Below are 22,179 nucleotides of genomic sequence, written 5' to 3' on the forward strand. Positions count from 1 at the left end.
TCACAGACGGTCCGCGAGGAATTGGCCGATCCGGGCCATATGACGGGCATCCGTCATCAGATTTCCGTGCGTCGAGTCTATGGCGCACACCTCGACCGAACCACCCGTGAACGGTTGCCACAAGCTGACATTCAGGCGGCCCTCCCGGTCGTCCGCCGATTTCCGCTCCGCGGAGACGAAGAGGACGTCCCCGTCGAAGAATTCCGGTGTGAACCTCCGCATGAGGCGGACATTGTTCACATAGACGTCCTTCAGTGCGAGGATGTCCCGGGCCTCCAGCTGCGCGAGCGCCTGGTCCCCGGACTGCAGGAACTCCCGGAACCGTCGCAGAACGCCTTCCTGGTCTGCTATGAGCTCGGCCATGTCGAATTCGAAGCCCATGGCCCGCAGATTGTGCGCGACCACCTCGTGCTCGACCGGCTCCGAGGTGTCCGCGTTCTCACCCGGCGGATAGGCGTCCAGCAGGGCCAGCACGGAGACCTCCTCGCCCTCGGCGCGCAGCCGGGTCGCCAGGGCGTGCGCGGCGAGCCCGCCGAACGACCAGCCCGCCAGCCGGTACGGGCCGGACGGCTGCACGGAACGGATCCGCTCGAGGTAGTCCTCGGTCATCTCCGCCATGGACGACGGCAGCGGACCGCCGCCGTCGAGGCCGCGCGCCTGGATGCCGTAGACCGGCACGTCCGGGCCGAGATGGCGGACGAGTCCGGCGTAGCACCAGCTGAACCCGCCGCCCGGGTGCAGACAGAACAGGGGGGCCGCCGTGCCGCGCGCCCGCAGCGGGAGCAGTATCTCCGAGGACCGTCCCGCCGCCCCGTCGGCCGTCCCGGTCAGTACGGCGGCGACGCCCTCCGGGGTGGGGGAGTCGAAGACCGTGCGGACGGGGAGCTCCTGGCCGAACTCCTCGCGGAGCCGGGCCACCAGACGGGCGGCCAGGAAGGAGTGCCCGCCCAGTTCGAAGAAGTCGTCCTCCACGCCCGCCCGTTCGACGCCCAGCACCTCGGCGAACAGGGTGCACACGGTGTGCTCCGCGGGCGTCCGGGGCGGCCTCGACTCCCGGCCGGCGGCGTACGCGGGCGCGGGCAGCGCGGCGCGGTCCAGCTTGCCGTTGGGGGTCAGCGGGAGCCCGTCGAGTACGACGAACGCGGCCGGCACCATGTGGGCGGGCAGCCGCCCGGCGAGGTGCTCGCGCAGCCGCGCCGGGTCGGGGGCCTCCTGCGGGGCGGCCACGACATAGCCGACCAGCCGCCGGTCCCCGGGCCGGTCCTCCCGTACGACGACCGCGGCCTGCGCGACCGAGGCGTGCGCGGTGAGGGCGGCCTCGATCTCGCCGGGCTCGATACGGAAGCCGCGGATCTTGACCTGGGCGTCGGCGCGGCCGAGGTACACCAGCAGCCCGTCGCGGGTGAGCCGGGCGAGGTCGCCGGTGCGGTACATGCGGGTGCCGACCGGACCGTGGGGGTCGGCGACGAACCGTTCGGCGGTGCGGTCGGCCCGGCCCAGGTAGCCGCGGGCCAGGGCCTCCCCGCCGATGTACAGCTCACCCGGGACACCGGGCGGAACCGGGTTCAGCCACGGGTCGAGGAGCCGGACGGCGGTGTTGTCGACGGGCCGGCCGATCGGGGGCGCCGAGGGACCCCACTCGGCCGGGTCCACCGGGAGCAGGTGGGCCGTCACCACATGGGTCTCGGCGGGACCGTAGTGGTTGTGCAGGCGACGGCCGGGGCGGGCGGCGCAGAAGGCGCGCATGGCCCCGTGCGGGGTCAGCGCCTCACCCGCCTGCACCAGGTCGGTGAGGTCGGGCAGGTCGAGGCGGGCGGCGGTGGCCGCCTCGCAGACGGCGTCGATGACCAGGTTGGGCGCGTACAGCTCCTGGATCCGCCGCTCGCCCAGCCACCCGGCCAGCCGCTCCGGGTCGCGGCGGACGTCCTCGGGGCAGACGACCAGGGTCTTGCCGGCCAGCAGCGCGGAGAGGATCTCCTGGACGGAGACGTCGAAGCTCACCGCGGTGAACTGCGCGACCCGGGTGCCGGGCCCGCCCGGCAGGGTCCGCTCGTGCCAGTCGAGGAGATTGGCCAGGGCGCGCACCGGCATGGTGACGCCCTTGGGGCGGCCGGTCGAGCCGGAGGTGTAGATCACGTACGCGGGATGCGCCGGGTCCAGCGGGGCGGTCCGCTCGGCGTCGGTCAGGTCGTCCCCCGGCCGGGAGTCGAGCCGGGCCGCGGTGGCGGGGTCGTCCACCACGAGCGGGGGCCCGGCCGGCCCGGGGGGCAGCGCCTCGGCGAGGTCCCGGGTGGTCAGGACGCAGGCCGGGCGGGCGTCGTCGAGCATGTACGCGATGCGGTCGGCCGGGTATTCGGGGTCGACCGGCAGATATCCGGCGCCGGCCTTGAGCGCGGCCAGGCACGCCGTGACCAGCTCGGCCGACCGGTGCATGGCCACCGCGACCAGGCTCTCCGGCCCCGCCCCCCGCTCGACGAGCAGCCGGGCCAGCCGGTTGGCGCGGGCGTTCAACTCCGCGTACGTCAGTTCGCCGTCGGGGGTCTCGACGGCCACGGCGTGCGGAGCCCGCGCGACCGCCGCCGCGAAACGCTCCGGGAGCGACCCGCCGGCCGGGGTGCGCGCCGGTCCCTGCGCGGCGGCCAGGACCCGGCCGCGTTCCCCGTCGTCCAGCAGGGGAACCTCCCCGATGGCGCGGTCCGGTGCCGCGGTGACCGCGTCCAGCAGGCGCAGCAGCCGCGCGACGAGCGTCTCGGCCGTGTCCGGGTCGAACAGGTCGGTGCTGAACTCCAGACCCGCGCCCAGTCCGGCGGGCCGCCCGTCGGTGTCGTACCGCTCGGCGAAGGAGAACAGCAGGTCGAACTTGGCGGTGCCGGTGTCGGCGGACAGGGACTCGGCGTCCAGCCCGGGCAGGCGCAGTCCGTCGCCCGACCGCCGGTCGGTGTTGTTGAAGGTCAGCATGGTCTGGAAGACCGGGTGGCGGGCGGGTGAGCGCTTGGGGTTGAGCACCTCCACGAGCCGCTCGAACGGCACGTCCTGGTGCGCGTACGCCGCCAGGTCCGTCTCGCGGACCCGGGCCACCAGTTCGCGGAAGGCCGGGTTGCCGGAGGTGTCGGCCCGCAGTACCAGGGTGTTGACGAAGAAGCCGACGAGACCGTCCAGGGCGTCGTCGGTGCGCCCGGCGACGGGGGTGCCCAGCGGGATGTCCTCGCCCGCGCCGAGCCGGGTGAGCAGAGCGGCGACGGCCGCCTGGACCACCATGAAGGGGCTGGCCTGGCAGGCCCGCGCGACGGCGACGATCCGCTCGTGCAGCTCCTCGGGCACCTCGTACAGCACCCGTCCGCCCCGGCCCCCGGCGGCGGCCGGACGCGGCCGGTCGGCGGGCAGCGCCAGCTCCTCCGGGAGCCCCGCCAACGCCTCCTTCCAGTAGGCGAGTTGGCGGCCCGCGGGGCTGTCGGGGTCGTCCTCCGAGCCGAGCGCCTCGCGCTGCCACAGGGTGTAGTCGGGGTACTGGACCGGCAGCGGACGCCAGTCGGGGGCACGCTGCCCGAGACGGGCCGTGTAGGCGGTGGTGAGGTCACGGGCGAGCAGCGGCACCGACCAGCCGTCACCGGCGATGTGGTGGACCAGCAGGAGCAGCACCTGCTCCCGCTCGCCCGTCTCGAACAGCCAGGCCCGCAGCGGGATCTCGGCCGCCAGGTCGAAGGCGTGGGAAGCCGCCCCGGTGATCTCCGCCTCCAGCCGGTCCGGCGCCACCGCAGGGACGACGGTGAGCTCGGGCCGGGCCCCGTCGGCGGGCAGCACGATCTGCCGGGGCCCCTCGGCGTCCTCCGCGAACACCGTCCGCAGGCTCTCGTGGCGGTCCGCCAGATCGGCGAGCGCGGCCCGCAGCGCCGACCGGTCCAGGTCACCCGTCAGCCGCAGCGCGAACGGGATGTTGTACGTCGGACTCGGCCCCTCGAAGCGGTGCAGGAACCACAGCCTGCGCTGCGCGGGGGAGGCGGGGATCCGCTCCGGGCGCGGCTCGGCCGGCCGCAGCGCCGGACGGGCCGCGCCCGCCGTGTCGAGAGCCCGGGACAGCGCCGCCACGGTGGGCGCCTCGAACAGCTGCCGCACGGTCAGTTCGGCGCCGAGGACCGAGCGGATCCGGCCCACCAGCCGGGTGGCGAGCAGCGAGTGCCCGCCGAGCGCGAAGAAGTCGTCGTCGATACCGACCCGCGGCACGCCGAGGAGCTCGGCGAAGAGCCCGCACAGGATGTCCTCGCGCGGGGTGCGCGGGGCCCGGCTCTCGACGGCCGTGGGAAGGGTGTCGGGCACGGGCAGCGCCCTGCGGTCGATCTTGCCGTTGCCGGTGAGGGGCATCGCGTCCAGGGTGACGAACACCGACGGGACCATGTAGTCGGGCAGTTCGGCGGCGAGGTACGCGTGCAGCGCGGCCGGCGTCGGATCGCCGCCCTCCTCCGCGACGAGATGGGCCACCAGCCGTTTGTCGCCGGGGCGCGGCTCGCGCAGGGTGACGACGGCCTGGGCGACCTCGGGGTGGCGGCCCAGCACGGCCTCGATCTCACCGAGCTCGATGCGGAAACCGCGGATCTTGACCTGCTCGTCGGCGCGCCCCAGGTATTCGAGCGTGCCCTCGGCCGTCCACCGTACGAGGTCGCCGGTGCGGTACATGCGGGTGCCGGCCGGGCCGTACGGGTCGGCCACGAAACGCTCCGCCGTCAGACCCGCCCGCCGCCAGTAGCCGCGGGCGAGCCCCGCTCCCGCGAGGTACAGCTCACCCGCGAGGCCCCGGGCGACGGGACGCAGCGCGGTGTCCAGGACCAGCAGCCGGGTGTTGTCCAGCGGCGTGCCGATCGGCACCGTGTCCGGCACCGGGGAGTCCGCCGGGATGCGGTGGCGGACCGCGAACGTGGTCGTCTCGGTGGGCCCGTACCCGTCGACGACGGCCGTGTCGGGGCAGGCCTCCCGGACCCTGCGGACGGCGGCGGCCGGGACGACGTCGCCGCCCGTCCACACCTCCCGCACCCCCGCCAGGTGATGCGGGGCCTCGTCCGCGACGAGCTGGAAGAGCCCGGAGGTCAGCCACAGCCCGGTCACCTCGTGCTCGGTGAGCACTTTGCCGAGGGTGTCCGCGTCCAGGTCCCCCGGCGGGGCGACGACCGCGGTGCCGCCGGACAGCAGCGGCACCCACACCTCGTACGTGGAGGCGTCGAAGGCGTGCGGCGAGTGGACCAGCACCCGGGTGTGCGCGCCGCCGGCGAAGGACCGGTCGCGGGCCAGCTCGACCACGTCCCGGTGGGTGACGGCGACCCCCTTGGGCGTCCCGGTCGAGCCGGAGGTGTGCATCACGTAGGCGAGCCGGTCGGCGTGCCCGGGGCCGACGGGCAGCTCCGCGCCGTCGGCGTCCGGGACGTCCGGCGCGTCGGCCCGTACGGTGATCAGGCCCAACTCGGCCGCTCGGTAGGCGTGTTCCGCGTCGGTGAGGACATGGGACACCTCGGCCAGACCGGTGACCTGACGCAGCCGGTCGAGCGGGTCGCCCTGCCGGAGCGGCACATAGGCGCCACCGGCCTTGAGCACGGCCAGCAGGGCGACGACCAGATGCGTCGAGCGGTCCATGAGGAGCCCCACCGGCGTCTCGGCCCCCACCCCGAGCGAGACCAGGGCCCGCGCCAGCGTGTCGGACCGGGCGTCGAGTTCGGCGTAGTCCAGCACCGTCGTACCGCAGCGGACGGCCGGGGCGTTCGGGGTGCGCGCGGCCTGGGCGCGGAACGCCGCGGGCAGCGTCTCGTCGGCGGGCCCGGTGTCCGTTCCTCGGCCGAGGGCCAGGACGGTGTCCCGCTCCTCGGCGGAGAGCAGCTCGAGCCGGCCGACGGTGCGCCGCGGCTCGGCGGCCACGGCACGCAGCACGCGCACCAGCCGGTCCAGGACGGCGCGGGCCGTCTCCGGCGGGATCAGGTCGGGCTGGTGGTCGAGGCGCAGCCGCAGCCCGTCACGGCCCACCGCCACCAGCGCCAGCGGGTAGTGCGTGGCGTCCCGGTTGCGGGTGCCGGTGACCGTCACCTGACCGAAGCCGCCGGGCTCGTCCCGCTCGGCACCGATGTCCACCGGGTAGTTCTCGAACACCATCGTGGTGTCGAAGAGTTCGCCCGCACCCGCCAGCCGCTGCACCTCGGCGAGCCCCAGCTGCTGGTGCGCCTGGAGCCGGGTCTGCTCGTCCTGGGTGCGGCGCACCGCGTCCACGAACGGCTCGTCGGGCCGCAGCCGCACCCGCACCGGCAGGGTGTTGATGAACAGCCCCACCATCGTCTCGATCCCGGCGACCTCCGGCGGCCGCCCGGAGACGGTCGTGCCGAACACCACGTCGTCCCGTCCCGTGAGACCGCTCAGGACCACCGCCCAGGCGCCCTGCACCAGCGAGTTGAGGGTGAGGGACCGTTCCCGGGCCAGCGCGGCGAGCGCCGCGTGGTCGGCGGCGTCCACCTCCGTCTCCAGCCGGCCGGGCACGACCGGGGCGCGCTCGGCGGCCTGCGGGGCGACGAGCGTCGGCCCGTCGAGCCCCGCGAGCACCTCCCGCCAGGCGGCCACCGCCGTGTCCCGGTCCTGTGCGGCGAGCCACTGGAGGTAGTCGCGGAAGGGACGGACCCGCGGCAGCGCGCCGTCGTCGCCCTTCGTCCGGTACAGCGCGAGGAGCTCCCGCACCAGCATCGGGCGCGACCAGCCGTCGAGCAGGATGTGGTGGTTGGTCAGCACGAACCGGTACCGGCGGTCCCCGAGACGCATCAGGGTGAATCGCATCAGGGGCGGCCGGCCCAGGTCGAAGCGGCGCAGCCGGTCCTCCTCCAGCAGCCGGTCCGCCGCCGCGGACCGCTCCGGCTCGGGCAGCCCGGAGAGATCCGTCTCCTCCCACGGCAGCTCCACCTGGTGCGGGATCAGCTGCACGGGCCGCTTCAACCCCTGGTAGCGGAACGCCGCGCGCAGATTGGCGTGACGCCGCAGCAGGGTCCGGCAGGCGGCGGCCAGCGCCGCCGTGTCCAGGTCGCCCTCCAGGTCGATGGCCTGCTGCACCAGATAGACGTCGGGGCCCGCCTCGTCGTACACGCTGTGGAAGAGCAGGCCCTCCTGCAGCGGTGCCAGGGGCAGGATGTCCTGCAGTCCGGACTGCTTCGCCATCAGAGGTTCCTCCACTCGTCTTCCAGCAGGTCGATCTCGCTCTGGTCCAGCAGGCTCAGCGACACGTCCGAGACGGTCAGGCCGCCGGCCTCGGGGTTCTCCGCGTGGTCGGCGAGCGCCTCCAGCGCCCGGAACCACAGCTCGGCCAGCTCCCGCACCTCGTCCTCGTCGAGGATCCCGTCGGCCCAGGACCAGGTGGCCGACAGCTCGGGCCCGCGCGGCCCGTCGTTGGTACGGGCGTTGAGTTCCAGCGGGTGGGCGAGCGCCACCCGGGGGTCGGTTCCGCCGACACCGGACGCGGTGGCCAGCACCGTCCAGTCGGGGACCGTCGCGCTGCCCGCGTTCTCGACCCCGGCGGTGGTGAACCGGCCCAGGTAGTTGAAGGCGACCTGCGGCGTCGGCAGCCCGTCGAACAGCGGCGCGGTGCGCGGGTTCAGATGACGCACGAGCCCGTACCCGATGCCCTTGTCGGGCACCTCCCGCAGTTGCTCCTTGACCCGTTTGACGACGGCACCGGCGGCCGGTCCGCCCGAGAACGCGTCGGCGAGGTCGACCGCGCCGGCGTCCACCCGCACGGGGTGCAGGCTGGTGAACCAGCCGACCGTGCGGGACAGGTCCACCCCGCCGACGAGGTCCTCCTCACGCCCGTGCCCCTCCAGGTCCAGCAGCACCCCGGCTCCCCGGGCGCCGCCGCGGCGGGCCCAGGCCAGCGCGAACGCCGCCAGCAGGACGTCGTTGACCTCGGCCCGGAACGCGGAGGGCACCCGGGTCAGCAGCCGCTCCGTCACCGCCGTGGGCAGGGTGAGGGTGAGATGGCGGGCGGAGGCGTACGTGTCACGGGACGGATCCAGCGGCCGCCGCCCCAGCAACTGGTCGCCGGGCCGCAGCACCGACCGCCACCAGTCCGCCTCGGCCGTCCGGGCGGGATCGCCCGCCACCTCGGTGAGGCGCTGCGCCCAGCGGCGCAACGAGGTCCCCACCGGCTGGAGTTCGGCCGTCCGGCCCGCCGCCACGGCACGGTGCGCCTCGGCGAGGTCCGGTACGAGGATCCGCCAGGACACCCCGTCGACCACCAGGTGGTGGACGATCAGCAGCAGCAGACCGGGCCGGGTGTCGCCCCGGTCGAACCAGACCGCCTGGACGACCCGCCCCGCACCGAGGTCCAGCCGCTCACGCGCGGCGACCGTCTCGGCCCGTACGAGGTTCTGGAGGGCGTCCTCGTCGAGGCCGGAGGCGTCCACCCGGCGGACGACGGAGCCGGCGTCGACCGCGCCGGGCCCGCGGATCTCCAGCCGCCGTTCCGGGCCGGCCGTCAGCCGGGCCCGCAGCGCGTCGTGGTGGTCCAGCAGGGCCCCGAGCGCGGCCGTGAGGTCCTCGTGACGCAGCGACGCGGGCACCTGGACCAGCCGCGACTGGTTGAACTGGTCGGCCGGGCCGCCGCGTTCGAGGAACCACCGCATGATCGGCGTCAGCGGCATGTCGCCGATGCCGGCGCCGGGTTCCTCCGCGACGGCGGTGCCGGTCTCGGTGACGACCTCGGCGAGCGCCGCCACCGTCCGGTGCTCGAACACATCGCGCACCGACAGTTCCAGGCCGGCCCGTCGGGCCCGGCTGACCAGCTGGATCGACATGATGCTGTCGCCGCCGAGGTCGAAGAACCCGTCGTCGACGCCGACCTCGGCCAGCCCCAGGACGTCCGCGAACAGCCCGCACAGCACCTTCTCCCGCTCCGTGCGCGGTCCGCGCCGGTCGGTGTCGGCACCGTAGTCGGGCGCGGGCAGGGCCCGCCGGTCGAGCTTGCCGTTCAGGGTCAACGGCAGCTCGTCCAGGAGGACGACGGCCGACGGGACCATGTACTCGGGCAGCGTGCCCGCCACATGCGCACGCAGCGCCTCCGGGTCGGCCGCGTCGCCCGCCACCACGTACGCCACGAGCCGCTTGTCGCCCGGCCGGTCCTCCCGCAGCACCACCGCGGCCTGGCTCACCTCCGGCCGGCCCGCGAGGACCGCCTCCACCTCGCCCGGCTCGATCCGGAAGCCCCGCAGCTTGACCTGGTCGTCGACCCGGCCCAGGAACTCCAGCCGCCCGTCGGACAGCCACCGTACGACGTCACCGGTGCGGTACATCCGCTCGCCGACGCCCGCGAACGGGTCCGCCACGAAGCGCTGCGCCGTCAGCGCGGCCCGGCCCAGATAGCCGCGGGCCACACCGCTGCCCGCGATGTACAGCTCGCCGGGCACGCCCACGGGCACCGGCCGCAGCCGCTCGTCGAGGGCGTACAGACGGGTGTTCCACAGCGGCCGGCCGATCGGTACGACCGCCTCGGGGACCTCCGCAGGGTCGCGCAGCGGGTTCACGGCGGAGAACACCGTCGTCTCCGTCGGCCCGTACTCGTTGGCGACGACCGTGTCCGGGCAGGCCTCCAGGACCCGGCGGACGGCCGTGGGGGAGACCACGTCGCCGCCCGCCCAGATCTCCCGCACCCCGCGGAAGCACTCGGGCCGCTCCTCGGCGAGCACCCGGAACAGACCGGCGCTGACGAACAGACCCGTGACCCCGTGCCCGGAGATGACGGCGGCGAGGTCGGCCGCGTCCAGCCGCCCGGCGGGGGCCACCACGACGGTGCCCCCCGTCAGCAGAGGCGTCCAGATCTCGAACGTCGAGGCGTCGAAGGCGTACGGCGAGTGCATCAGCACCCGCTCGTGACGCCCGCCGCGCCAGTAACGGTCCGCCGCCAAGTGCACCACGTTGTGGTGGGTGTTGGCGACACCCTTGGGAGTGCCCGTCGAGCCCGAGGTGTACATCACGTACACCAACTGCTCGGCGTCCGTCGGCACCCCGGGATCGGTGTCCGCCTCCCCGGACAGGTCCACCCCGGGCCCGACGTCGAGCACCGGCACGTCCACGGTGAACGGCAGGTCGCCCGCGTCACGGTCGGTGAGCAGGGCCACGGCCCCGGTGTCCCGCAGGATGAACTCCGAACGGGACGCGGGCTGCTGGGGATCGATCGGCACATACACACCGCCCGCCTTGAGCACGGCCAGCGTGGACACCACCAGCCCGGCGGAGCGTTCCTGGAAGACCGCGACCCGGCTCTCCCGCCCGACACCCCGGCTCAGCAGCCGGTGCGCCAGCCGGTTGGCCCGCGCGTTCAACTCGCCGTAGCTGAGCCGCTCCTCACCCGACACGACCGCGAGAGCGTCCGGCTCGGCGGCGGCGCGCTCCTCGAAGAGGACGTGCACCGGCGTGCGGTCCGCGTGGGCGACCGCCGTGTCGTTCCACTCGACGAGCATCCGCCGCCGCTCGTCCGGGCCGAGGATCTCCGTCTCGCCGACCCGCCGCCCCGGGTCCTCCGCGAGCGCGGTCAGGACCCGGACGAAGCGGTCGGCCACGGCCTGCGCCGTCCCGCGGTCGAACAGGTCGGTGCTGTAGTCCAGCGCACAGCTCAGACCGGCCGCCCGGCCGGGCCCGGCCGCGTGCTCGGCCAGCTCGAAGGACAGGTCGAACTTCGCGGCGGGCGCCCCGAGCGGCCGCCCGGCGACCGTGAGCCCGGCCAGCTCCGCGCGGGCGTCGGCACGACCGGCGTTGTCGAAGCTCAGCATGGTCTGGAACAGGGGGTGCCGCGACAGCGACCGCTCCGGGTTGACCGCCTCCACCAGCCGCTCGAACGGCAGGTCCTGGTGCGCGTACGCCGCCAGGGACTCGGCCCGGACCCGGTCGATGAGCTCGGCGTACGTCGGGTCGCCCGAGGTGTCCGTACGCAGCACCAGCGTGTTCACGAAGAAGCCGACCAGATCGTCCAGCGCGTCGTCGGTGCGGCCCGCGATCGGCGTGCCCAGCGGGATGTCCGTGCCCGCGCCCAGCCGGGTCAGCAGCGCGGCCAGCCCCGCCTGAAGCACCATGAACAGGCTGGCCCCCTGGTCGCGGCCCACCCGGACGAGCCGCTCGTACACGGCCTCCGGCAGGTCGAACGTGACCCGGTCGCCCCGGTACGAGGCCACGGCCGGCCGCGGCCGGTCGAACGGCAGCGACAACTCCTCCGGCAGCCCGGCCAGTGCCCGCTTCCAGTAGTCGAGTTGGCGGTGCGCCTCGCTGCCCGGGTCGTCCTCGGAGCCGAGGACGTTCCGCTGCCAGATGCTGTAGTCGGCGTACTGCACCGGCAGCGGCGACCGGTCCGGCGCCCGTCCGGTCGTGGTGCGCGCGGCGTACGCCGCCACCAGGTCCCGGATGAGGATGCCCCGCGACCAGGCGTCACTGGCGATGTGGTGGGTGAGCAGCAGCAGGGCCCTGCGGCCGGTCGCCTCTTCGTCCTCCACCTCGAACAGGGAGGCGCGGAGAGGGATCTCGGAGGCCAGGTCGAAGACGTACCCGGCGGCCCGGCGCATCCGCGCGTCGACCTCCGCGTCCGAGGCGAGCCGCTCCACGGTCAGCGGCACCCGCGCCCGCTCCGTGCCCAGCACCACCTGATGGGCGGTGCCGGAGCTGTCCTCGACGACGACCGTGCGCAGACTCTCGTGCCGCTCCACGACGTCCGCCAGCGCCTGCCGCAGTGCCTCCTCGTCCAGCGGTCCCGTCAGATCGAGCGAGATCGGCACGTTGTACGCGTCGCTCGGCCCCTCCAGGTGCTGGAGGAACCACAGCCGCTGCTGGGCGTGCGAGAGCGGTACACGGGCCGGCCGCACCGCGGGAACCACCCGGCCGCGCACGTCGGCCGAGGAGTCGAGCACACCGGCGAGCCGCGCCACCGTGGGCGCCTCGAACAGCTGCCGGATGGCCAGCTCCGTATCCAGGACGGTGCGGATGCGGCTGACCAGTTTGGTGGCGAGCAGGGAGTGGCCGCCCAGGGCGAAGAAGTCGTCGTCGATGGTGACGGTTTCGACGCCGAGTACTTCCGCGAAGAGGGTGCAGAGGATCTCCTCGCGGGGGAAGCGCGGTGCGCGTCCGCCGCCGGCCTGCGGTCCGTAGTCGGGGGCGGGCAGGGCGCGGCGGTCGAGCTTGCCGTTGGGGGTGAGGGGGAAGGCGTCCAGGGTGACGAAGGCCGAGGGCACCATGTAGTCCGGCAGGTGGGCGGCGAGATGCTCCCGCACCTCGGCCGTCTCCACCGCTTCGGCTGCCGGGACGAGGTAGGCGACGAGGCGGCGGTCTCCAGGGCGGTCCTCGCGGACGAGTACGGCGGCCTGCGCCACCTGCTCGTGTCCGGCGAGTACGGCTTCGATCTCGCCCAGCTCGATGCGGAAGCCGCGGAGCTTGACCTGGTCGTCGACGCGGGAGAGGTATTCGAGTTCTCCGTCGGCGGTCCAGCGGACGAGGTCGCCGGTGCGGTACATGCGGGTGCCGGAGGGGCCGTAGGGGTCGGCGACGAACCGTTCCGAGGTCAGCCCCGGACGGCCGTGGTAACCGCGTACGACGCCGTGGCCGGCGATGTAGAGCTCGCCGGGCACTCCGGCCGGAACGGGCCGGAGGGTGCCGTCGAGGACGTACACCTGAGTGTTGGCGATCGGGCGGCCGATCCGGGGGCGGCGTGCGCCCTCGGCGGTCACCGGCCACTGGGTGGACCAGATGGTGGTTTCCGTGGGTCCGTAGAGGTTGGTGACGGAGGCTGCCTGCTGGACGAGCGCCTCGGCCAGGTCGGCGGGCAGAGCCTCGCCACCGACCAGCACCCGCACCCCGGCGAGCGCCGACGCGTCCTCGGCCAGCACCGCCCGCCACAGGCTCGGCGTCGCCTGCATCATCGTCGTGTCGGTGGTACGGATCAGGGTGCACAGGGCGACCGGGTCCCGGACGACATCCCGCTCGGCGACCACGATCGACGCGCCCGACAACAAGGGCACGAAGAGTTCGAGTCCGGCGATGTCGAACCCGACGGTGGTCACCGCCAACAAGCGGTCGTCGGCGCCGAGTTCGAAGCGGTCACGCATCGCCGTCAGGAAGTTCACCAGCGGGCCCTGCGGCACGACCACGCCCTTCGGGCGTCCCGTCGACCCCGACGTGTAGATCACGTAGGCGGAGTCGTGCGGGTCGTGGGTGACACGCAGCGGTTCGGGACCCGCCGGGGCGGACAGCCGTGCCCGGAGGTCCTGGTCGTCCAGGAGGACGTGGGGGACCTGCGTGTCGGCCGGCAGTACGGGGGTCAGGTCGCTGGTGGTGAGGAGCAGGACGGGGTTGGCGTCGTCGAGCATGTACGCCAGCCGTTCGGCCGGGTACTCGGTGTCCAGCGGCAGATACGCGGCGCCGGTCTTCCAGACCGCGAGCAGGGCGACGACCAGGTCCACGGACCTGGGAAGTGCCACCGCCACGAACCGTTCGGCGCCGGCCCCGCGCTCGACCAGCACACGGGCCAGCCGCTCCGCACGGGCGTCCAACTCCTCGTACGTCAGTGCTTCCTCGCCCGCGACCACGGCCTCGGCGGCCGGGTTCGAGGCGACCCGCTCCTCGAACAGCTCCACCACCGAACGCCCCGGCACCTCACGCGCCGTGTCGTTCCAGTCGGTGAGGAGGGTGCGGGACTCGGCCCCGTCCAGCAGGTCCGCCTGGTCGACGGGCACGTCCGGGGCGTCGACCATCGCCTGGAGCAGGCGCAGGTAGCGGTGGCCCAGCGTCTCGACGGTCTCCCGGTCGAAAACGTCGGTGCTGTACTCCAGCACTCCCTGAAGCCCGGAGCCCGCCGTCGCCTGCTCGGCGAACGCGAGGGAGAGGTCGAACTTGCCCACCCCGGTGTCGGCCGTCGCACGCGAGACCGACAGCCCCGGCAACTGCGCGACCGCGCCCTCCACGGCGGCGGTGTCCGTGTTGTTGAAGGCCAGGAGCACCTGGAAGAGCGGGTGCCGGGACAGCGAGCGCTCCGGGTTGACCGCCTCCACCAGCCGTTCGAACGGCAGGTCCTGGTGCGCGTACGCCTCCAGGTTCTGGTTCCGTACGCGCTCGATGAGCGTGTGCGCCGAGGGACGCCCGGAGGTGTCCGTCCGCAGCACCAGCGTGTTGATGAACACACCGATCAGGTCGTCGAGCGCCCCGTCGGTGCGACCCGCGACCGGGGTGCCGATGGGGATGTCATGGCCGGCGCCGAGCCGGGTCAGCAGTGCGGCCAGGGCCGCCTGAAGCACCATGAACGGGCTCGCCTGGGTCTCCCGCGCGAGGTCGACGACCCGGTCGTAGAGGGCCGAGGGGATCTCGAAGGGGATGCGGTCGCCGCGGTAGGTGGCGACCGACGGGCGCGGGCGGTCGTAGGGCAGCTCGAGCTGGTCGGGGAGTCCGGCCAGAGTGCCGGTCCAGTAGGTGAGCTGGCGGGAGATCTCGCTGTCGGGGTCGTCCTCGGAGCCGAGTACCTCGCGCTGCCAGAGGCTGTAGTCGGCGTATTGGACCGGCAGCGGAGCCCACTCCGGTGCCGTCGCGCCCTGCATGCGGGCCGCGTAGGCCGCCGTCAGGTCACGGGCCAGCGGTGTCCGGGACCACGCGTCGCTCACGATGTGGTGCAGGAGCAGCAGCAGGACGTGCTCCTCGTCGCCGACCTCGAACAGCGTCACGCGGAACGGCAGCTCACCGGAGTCCGCGGAGAGGTCGAACCCACGCCGCGCGGCTTCCCGCAGACGCTCTTCCACCTCCTCCGGACCGGTCTCGATCACGGTCAGCTCCGGCCGGGCGTCGGCCGGGTCCCGGACGATCTGGTGCGCGCCTTCGGCGTCCTCGGCGAAGACGGTCCGCAGGCTCTCGTGCCGGGCCACCACGTCCGCGAGGGCCAGCCGCAGCGCCTCCCGGTCCAGGGCACCGGTCAGCCGCAGGGCCACCGGGATGTTGTAGGTGGCGCTGGGGCCCTCGAAGCGGTTCAGGAACCACAGCCGCTGCTGGGCGTACGACAGCGGAATCCGCGCCGGACGCGGATCCACCGCCGTGACGGTGCGGCGGCTCGGCGCGGTGCCCTTGCCCACGACGGCCGCGAGAGCGGCGACGGTGGGTGTCTCGAAGAGCTGGCGGATGGGGAGTTCCGCGCCGAGGACGGTGCGGATGCGGCTGACCAGCTTGGTGACGAGGAGGGAGTGTCCGCCGAGTCGGAAGAAGTCGTCGTCGATGGTGATGTCGTCGACGCCGAGGACTTCGGCGAAGAGCGCGCACAGGGTTTCCTCGCGCGGCGTTCGCGGGGCGCGTCCTTCGCCCGCGTCCCGGTCGTGCTCGGGGGCGGGGAGGGCGCGGCGGTCGAGCTTGCCGTTGGGGGTGAGGGGGAGTTCGTCGAGAGACACGAAGGCCGAGGGGACCATGTAGGCGGGGAGGTGCGCGGCTGCGTGCGCGTGCAGCTCGTCGTCCGTGTCGGTGCCGACGATGTAGGCGGTGAGGCGCTGGTCGCCGGGGCGGTCCTCGCGGACGATGACCGCGGCCTGGGTGACGTGCGGGTGGGACATGAGTACGGCCTGGATTTCGCCGAGTTCGATGCGGAAGCCGCGGACCTTGACCTGGTCGTCGACGCGGCCGGCGTAGACGAGCTGGCCGGTGTGGGTCCAGCGGGCGGTGTCTCCGGTGCGGTACATGCGTGCGCCGGGCGGTCCGTAGGGGTCGGCGGTGAAGCGTTCCGAGGTCAGGTCGGGGCGGTTGTGGTAGCCGCGGGCGAGGACGACGCCGGCCACGTACAGTTCGCCGGTGACGCCGGGCGGGACCGGGCGGAGGCGCTCGTCGAGGACGTAGGCGCGGGTGTTCCAGAACGGCCGGCCGATCGGCACGGGGCCGGAGGGGACGGTCTCGCCGGGTGCGATGAGGTAGTCGGTGCAGTTGACCGTTGCCTCGGTCGGTCCGTAGGCGTTGATCACCGTCACGTCCGGGTGCGCGGACCGCCAAGTCGCGAGGGCTTCGCCGAGCAGGGCTTCGCCACCGGTGATCAGGGTTCCCGACGGGGAGACCTGCTGGGGGAGTGCTTCCAACATGCCCAGGTGGGACGGGGTGACCTTCATGAACGAGGGCTGTCCGGACGCGGCAGCGTGCTCGTCCAGCTCCGTGAGCACCACGCGTCCGCCGCTGACCAGCGGCGTGTAGAGGGCCGTGACGGTCAGGTCGAAGGCGACGGACGAGTGCAGGAGCGCTGTACCGGACGCATCGGGATACACGTCCCGCGCCCGCTCCAGATACGCCCCCACCGACGCGTGCTCGACCACGACACCCTTGGGCCGCCCAGTGGAACCGGACGTATAGATCACATACACCGGGTCGTGAGGGTCGACACGGACGGCCTCCAGCGGAGCTTCGGCCTGCTCCAGCATGGCCGTGTCGTCGATGACGAGCGCGGGCGAGGCGTCGGAGAGGATGTGCGCGACTCGCTCCGCCGGGTACTCCGGGTCCACCGGAACGTAGGCGGCGCCTGCCTTGGTGACGGCGAGCAGGGACACGAGGAGTTCCACCGAGCGCGGCAGCTTCACCGCGACGAAGGACCCTCGCTCCACACCCTCAGTTCGCAGCCACCCGGCGACGCGCCCCGACCAGGCGTCCAACTCGCCGTAGGTCAGCGACTGCTGGCCGCACTCGACAGCCACGGCATCGGGCGACCGCTCCGCCTGCTCGGTGAACAGCTCCGGCAGCGACACCCCACGCACCGCGCGCGAGGCCCCCTGCCAGCCCGACAGCACCCGCTCCCGCTCGGCCTCCTCCAGCACCTCCACCTCGGAGAGCCGACGATTCGGGTCCTGGGCCAGGGCGGTGAGCACGCGGACGAAGCGGTCGACGATGGACTGTGCGGTCTCGCGGTCGAACAGGTCGGTGCTGTAGTCCAGTGCACCACCCAGCACGGCGGACTCGGTCTCCGCCGTGGGAAGGCGTTCAGCGAGTCGGAAGGACAGGTCGAACTTGGCGGCGCCGATTCCGACCGGCCGGCTGCTCACCTCCAGGCCGGGCAGGGAGGCTACGGCGGAGGCCGCGCCCTGTTCCGTGTTGTTCAGGGTGAGCATGGTCTGGAAGAGGGGGTGCCGGGACAGCGAGCGTTCCGGGTTGACCGCCTCCACCAGCCGTTCGAACGGCAGGTCCTGGTGGGCGTAGGCCGCGAGGTCCGCCGACCGCACCCGCTCCAGCAGCTCCGTGAACGTGGGGTCGCCGGAGACGTCCGTGCGCAGCACCAGCGTGTTGACGAAGAAGCCGACCAGCTTGTCGAGCGCGTCGTCGGTGCGGCCGGCGATCGGGGTGCCCAGCGGGATGTCCGTGCCCGCGCCCAGCCGGGACAGCAGGGTGGCGAGCGCCGTCTGGAGCACCATGAACAGGCTGGACCTGCCCTCACGGGCGACGCGTACCAGACCGCTGTAGACGTCCTCCGGCAGTTCGAAGGTGACCCGGTCGCCCACGTACGAGGCGACGGCCGGCCTCGGGCGGTCGAACGGTAGCGACAGCTCCGCCGGGAGGTCCGCCAACGACTGCTTCCAGTAGGCCAGCTGACGGCCGACCTCGCTGTCCGGGTCGTCCTCGGAGCCGAGGACGTCCCGCTGCCACAGGCTGTAGTCGGCGTACTGCACCGGCAGCGGCGCCCACTCCGGGGCCGCGCCCCGCACCCGGGCCGCGTACGCCGCCGTCAGGTCGTGGGCGAGGGGGCCCATCGACCAGGCGTCGCCCGCTATGTGGTGGACGACCGCGAGCAGGACGTACTCTTCGTCGCCGAGCTCGAACAGGAAGGCGCGCAGGGGCGGTTCCTCGCTCAGCTCGAAGGTCGCCCGGGAGGCACGGTCCAACTCCTCGTTCAGGTGCTCCTCGTCCGTGGTGGTCACCGTGAGGGACACCTCCGTGGTGTCCCGCACGATCTGGTACGGGCCCTCGGCGTCCTCGGCGAACACCGTGCGCAGGCTCTCGTGCCGGTCCACGACGTCCGCCAGCGCGTGCCGCAGTGCCTCCTGGTCCAGCGCCCCTGTCATCCGCAGGGCGACGGGCAGGTTGTACGTGGCGCTGGGGCCCTCGAAGCGGTGCAGGAACCACAGTCGGCGCTGGGCGTACGAGAGCGGGACACGTGCGGGCCGGGAGGCCGTGGCCCGCAGCGGCTTCCGCGTGCCGGTCCCGGTGTCCAGCGCGGCCGCGAGTTCGGCGACCGTGGGCGCCTCGAAGAGCCGGCGCACGGCGACCTCGGCGTCCAGGACGGTGCGGATGCGGCTGACCAGCTTGGTGGCGAGCAGGGAGTGGCCACCCAGGGCGAAGAAGTCGTCGTCGATGGTGACCGCGTCGACCCCGAGCACCTCCGCGAACAGCGTGCAGAGCAGCTCCTCGCGGGGGGAGCGGGGCGCCCGTCCGCCGCCGCCGGCCTGCGGCCCGTAGTCGGGGGCGGGCAGGGCACGGCGGTCGAGCTTGCCGTTGGGGGTGAGCGGGAAGGCGTCCAGGGTGACGAAGGCCGAGGGCACCATGTAGTCCGGCAGGTGGGCGGCGAGATGCTCCCGCACCTCGGCCGTCTCCACCGCTTCGGCTGCCGGGACGAGGTAGGCGACGAGGCGCCGGTCTCCGGGGCGGTCCTCGCGGACGAGTACGGCGGCCTGCGCCACTCGCTCGTGTCCGGCGAGTACGGCCTCGATCTCGCCCAGCTCGATCCGGAAACCACGCAGTTTGACCTGGTCGTCGACGCGGGAGAGGTACTCCAGCTCCCCGTCCACCGTCCATCGCACCAGGTCGCCGGTGCGGTACATGCGGGTGCCGGAGGGGCCGTAGGGGTCGGCGACGAACCGTTCCGAGGTCAGCCCCGGACGGCCGTGGTAGCCGCGTACGACGCCGTGGCCGGCGATGTAGAGCTCACCCGGCACTCCGGCCGGGACGGGCCGCAGGGTGCCGTCGAGGACGTACACCTGAGTGTTGGCGATCGGACGTCCGATCCGCGGCCGGCGCGCACCGTCTGCGGTCACCGGCCATTCCGTGGACCAGATCGTCGTCTCCGTCGGCCCGTACAGGTTGATCACCGACATCGCCTGCTGGACGAGCGCTTCGGCCAGGTCGGCGGGCAGAGCCTCGCCACCGACCAGCACCCGCACCCCGGCGAGCGCCGACGCGTCCTCGGCCAGCACCGCCCGCCACAGGCTCGGCGTCGCCTGCATCACGGACACACCCGCCGACCGCACCACACCGCACAACGCGGCCGGATCCCGGACCACATCCCGCTCGGCCACCACGATCGACGCGCCCGACAACAAGGGCACGAAGAGTTCCAGTCCGGCGATGTCGAACCCGACGGTGGTCACCGCCAACAGGCGGTCACCGCCCGCCAGTTCGAAGCGGTCACGCATCGCCGTCAGGAAGTTCACCAGCGCGCCCTGCGGCACCACCACACCCTTCGGGCGTCCCGTCGACCCCGACGTGTAGATCACGTAGGCCGGGTTCGCGAGGGCCGGACGGGTCAGGGGCCGACCGTCCGCGAGCCGCGACAGAGCCTCGGTGGTCTCGGGGGCGTCCAGCAGCAGCCGCGGTACGGCCGGTTCCTCCGGCAGTACGGGGGTCAGGTCGCTGGTGGTGAGGAGCAGGACGGGGTTGGCGTCGTCGAGCATGTACGCCAGCCGTTCGGCCGGGTACTCGGTGTCCAGCGGGAGGTAGGCGGCGCCGGTCTTCCAGACCGCGAGCAGGGCCACGACCAGGTCCACGGACCTGGGAAGCGCCACCGCCACGAACCGTTCGGCGTCGGCCCCGCGCTCGACCAGCACTCGGGCCAGCCGCTCCGCACGGGCGTCCAACTCCTCGTACGACAGTGCTTCCTCGCCCGCGACCACGGCCTCGGCGGCCGGGTTCGAGGCGACCCGCTCCTCGAACAGCTCCACCACCGAGCGCCCCGGCACCTCACGTGCCGTGTTGTTCCAGAGTTCGAGAAGGCGCCCGCGCTCGGCCCCGGCGAGGATCTCGATGTCGCCGACCTGGACGTCCGGGGTGGTGACCGCGCGGTCAAGGAACCGGAGGAGCCGGTCGATGAGGGTGCCGGCGGTGACACGGTCGAACAGGTCGGTGCTGAACTCCAGTACGCCGAGCAGGGAGTTCACCCTGCCGTGCGCGTCGCGATGCTCCGTGAAGCCGAAGGCCAGATCGAACTTGGCGACGGACGACTCGATCGGCTCCCGCTCGGCCCTGAGACCGGGCAGGTCCCCGAGGGAGTCCAACGCGCCCTGGTAATCGGTGTTGTTGAGCGTGAGAAGCACCTGGAAGAGGGGGTGCCGGGCGAGCGAGCGCTCCGGGTTGACCGCCTCCACCAGCCGCTCGAACGGCAGGTCCTGATGGGCGTAGGCACCGAGGTTCCGCTCACGGACCCGGTCCACCAGCTCGGCGAACGTCGGGTTCCCGGAGGTGTCGGTGCGCAGCACCAGCGTGTTCAGGAAGACGCCGACCAGATCGTCCAGCGCGTCGTCGGTACGGCCCGCGATCGGTGTGCCCAGCGGGATGTCCGTGCCCGCGCCGAGCCGGGTCAGCAGTGCGGCGAGCCCCGCCTGAAGCACCATGAACGGGCTCGCCTGAACGCGGCGGGCCACCTCACTGACGCGTGCGTACAGGTCCTCGGACAGTTCGAAGGGGATGCGGTCGCCGCGGTAGGTGGCGACCGAGGGGCGCGGGCGGTCGTAGGGCAGTTCGAGCTGGTCGGGGAGTCCGGCCAGGGTGTCGGTCCAGTAGGTGAGCTGGCGGGAGATCTCGCTGTCGGGGTCGTCCTCGTTGCCGAGGACGTCCCGCTGCCAGAGGCTGTAGTCGGCGTACTGCACCGGCAGCGGTGCCCACTCCGGGGCTGCCGCACCGCGCACCCGGGCCGCGTAGGCGGCCGTCAGGTCACGCGCCAGCGGTGCCCGGGACCATGCGTCACTCACGATGTGGTGCGTCAGCAGGAGGAGTACATGCTCCTCCTCGGACAACGCGAACAGCGAGGCACGGAACGGGATTTCGGCCGCGAGGTCGAAGGGGTGGCCGGCCGCCCCCGCCAGGTCGTCACGCAGCCGTGCTTCGTCCGTCTCCACGACCGTGAACTCCGGCCGGGCGTCGGCCGGGTCCCGGACGATCTGGTGCGCGCCCTCGGCATCCTCGGCGAACACCGTGCGCAGGCTCTCGTGCCGGGCCACGACGTCCGCGAGGGCCAGCCGCAGCGCCTCCCGGTCCAGGGCACCGGTCATCCGCAGGGCCACCGGCGCGTTGTAGGTGGCGCTGGGGCCCTCGAAGCGGTTCAGGAACCACAGCCGCTGCTGGGCGTACGACAGCGGAATCCGCGCCGGACGCGGATCCACCGCCGCCACCGCCCGGCGTACCGCGCGTGCCTCGTCCGAGAGCGCGGCGCTGATCCCCGCGACCGTGGGCGTCTCGAACAACTGCCGGATGGGCAGCTCGACACCGAGAGCCGTACGGATCCGGCTGACCAGCTTGGTCGCCAGGAGGGAGTGTCCGCCGAGACGGAAGAAGTCGTCGTCGATGGTCACGTTGTCGACGCCGAGGACTTCGGCGAAGAGCGCGCACAGGGTTTCCTCGCGCGGCGTTCGCGGGGCGCGTCCTTCGCCCGCGTCCCGGTCGTGCTCGGGGGCGGGGAGGGCGCGGCGGTCGAGCTTGCCGTTCGGGGTCAGCGGCAGCGCATCGAGGGTGATGAAGGCCGAGGGGACCATGTAGGCCGGGAGATGCGCGGCTGCGTGCGCGTGCAGCTCGTCGTCCGTGTCGGTGCCGACGATGTAGGCGGTGAGGCGCTGGTCGCCGGGGCGGTCCTCGCGGACGATGACCGCGGCCTGGGTGACGTGCGGGTGGGACATCAGCACGGCCTGGATCTCGCCGAGTTCGATGCGGAAGCCGCGGACCTTGACCTGGTCGTCGACGCGGCCGGCGTAGACGAGCTGGCCGGTGTGGGTCCAGCGGGCGGTGTCTCCGGTGCGGTACATGCGTGCGCCGGAAGGCCCGTAGGGATCGGCGACGAACCGCTCCGAGGTCAGGTCGGGGCGGTTGTGGTAGCCGCGGGCGAGGACGACACCGGCCACATACAGCTCACCCACCACCCCCGGCGGGACCGGGCGGAGACGCTCGTCGAGGACGTAGGCGCGGGTGTTCCAGAACGGCCGGCCGATCGGCACG

2 protein-coding genes (1 of these 2 cut by a window edge) are annotated in these 22,179 nt (G+C 73.2%); both read right to left on the reverse strand.

The annotated features are described in order from the left end of the window. Entirely contained in the window at positions 1 to 7,173 is a 7,173-nt protein-coding gene (locus tag ACZ470_RS25820; protein ID WP_468430859.1) for an amino acid adenylation domain-containing protein, read from the reverse strand. Next, positions 7,173 to 22,179 carry the 3' portion of a non-ribosomal peptide synthase/polyketide synthase gene (locus tag ACZ470_RS25825; protein ID WP_468430861.1) on the reverse strand. Its footprint extends 5,411 nt past the window's final position, so only the last 15,007 of its 20,418 coding nucleotides appear in the window; the start codon falls outside the window, past its right edge; its stop codon occupies positions 7,173 to 7,175. The genes ACZ470_RS25820 and ACZ470_RS25825 overlap by 1 nt, the downstream gene beginning before the upstream one ends.

Source organism: Streptomyces sp. NPDC031111 (assembly GCF_055570675.1).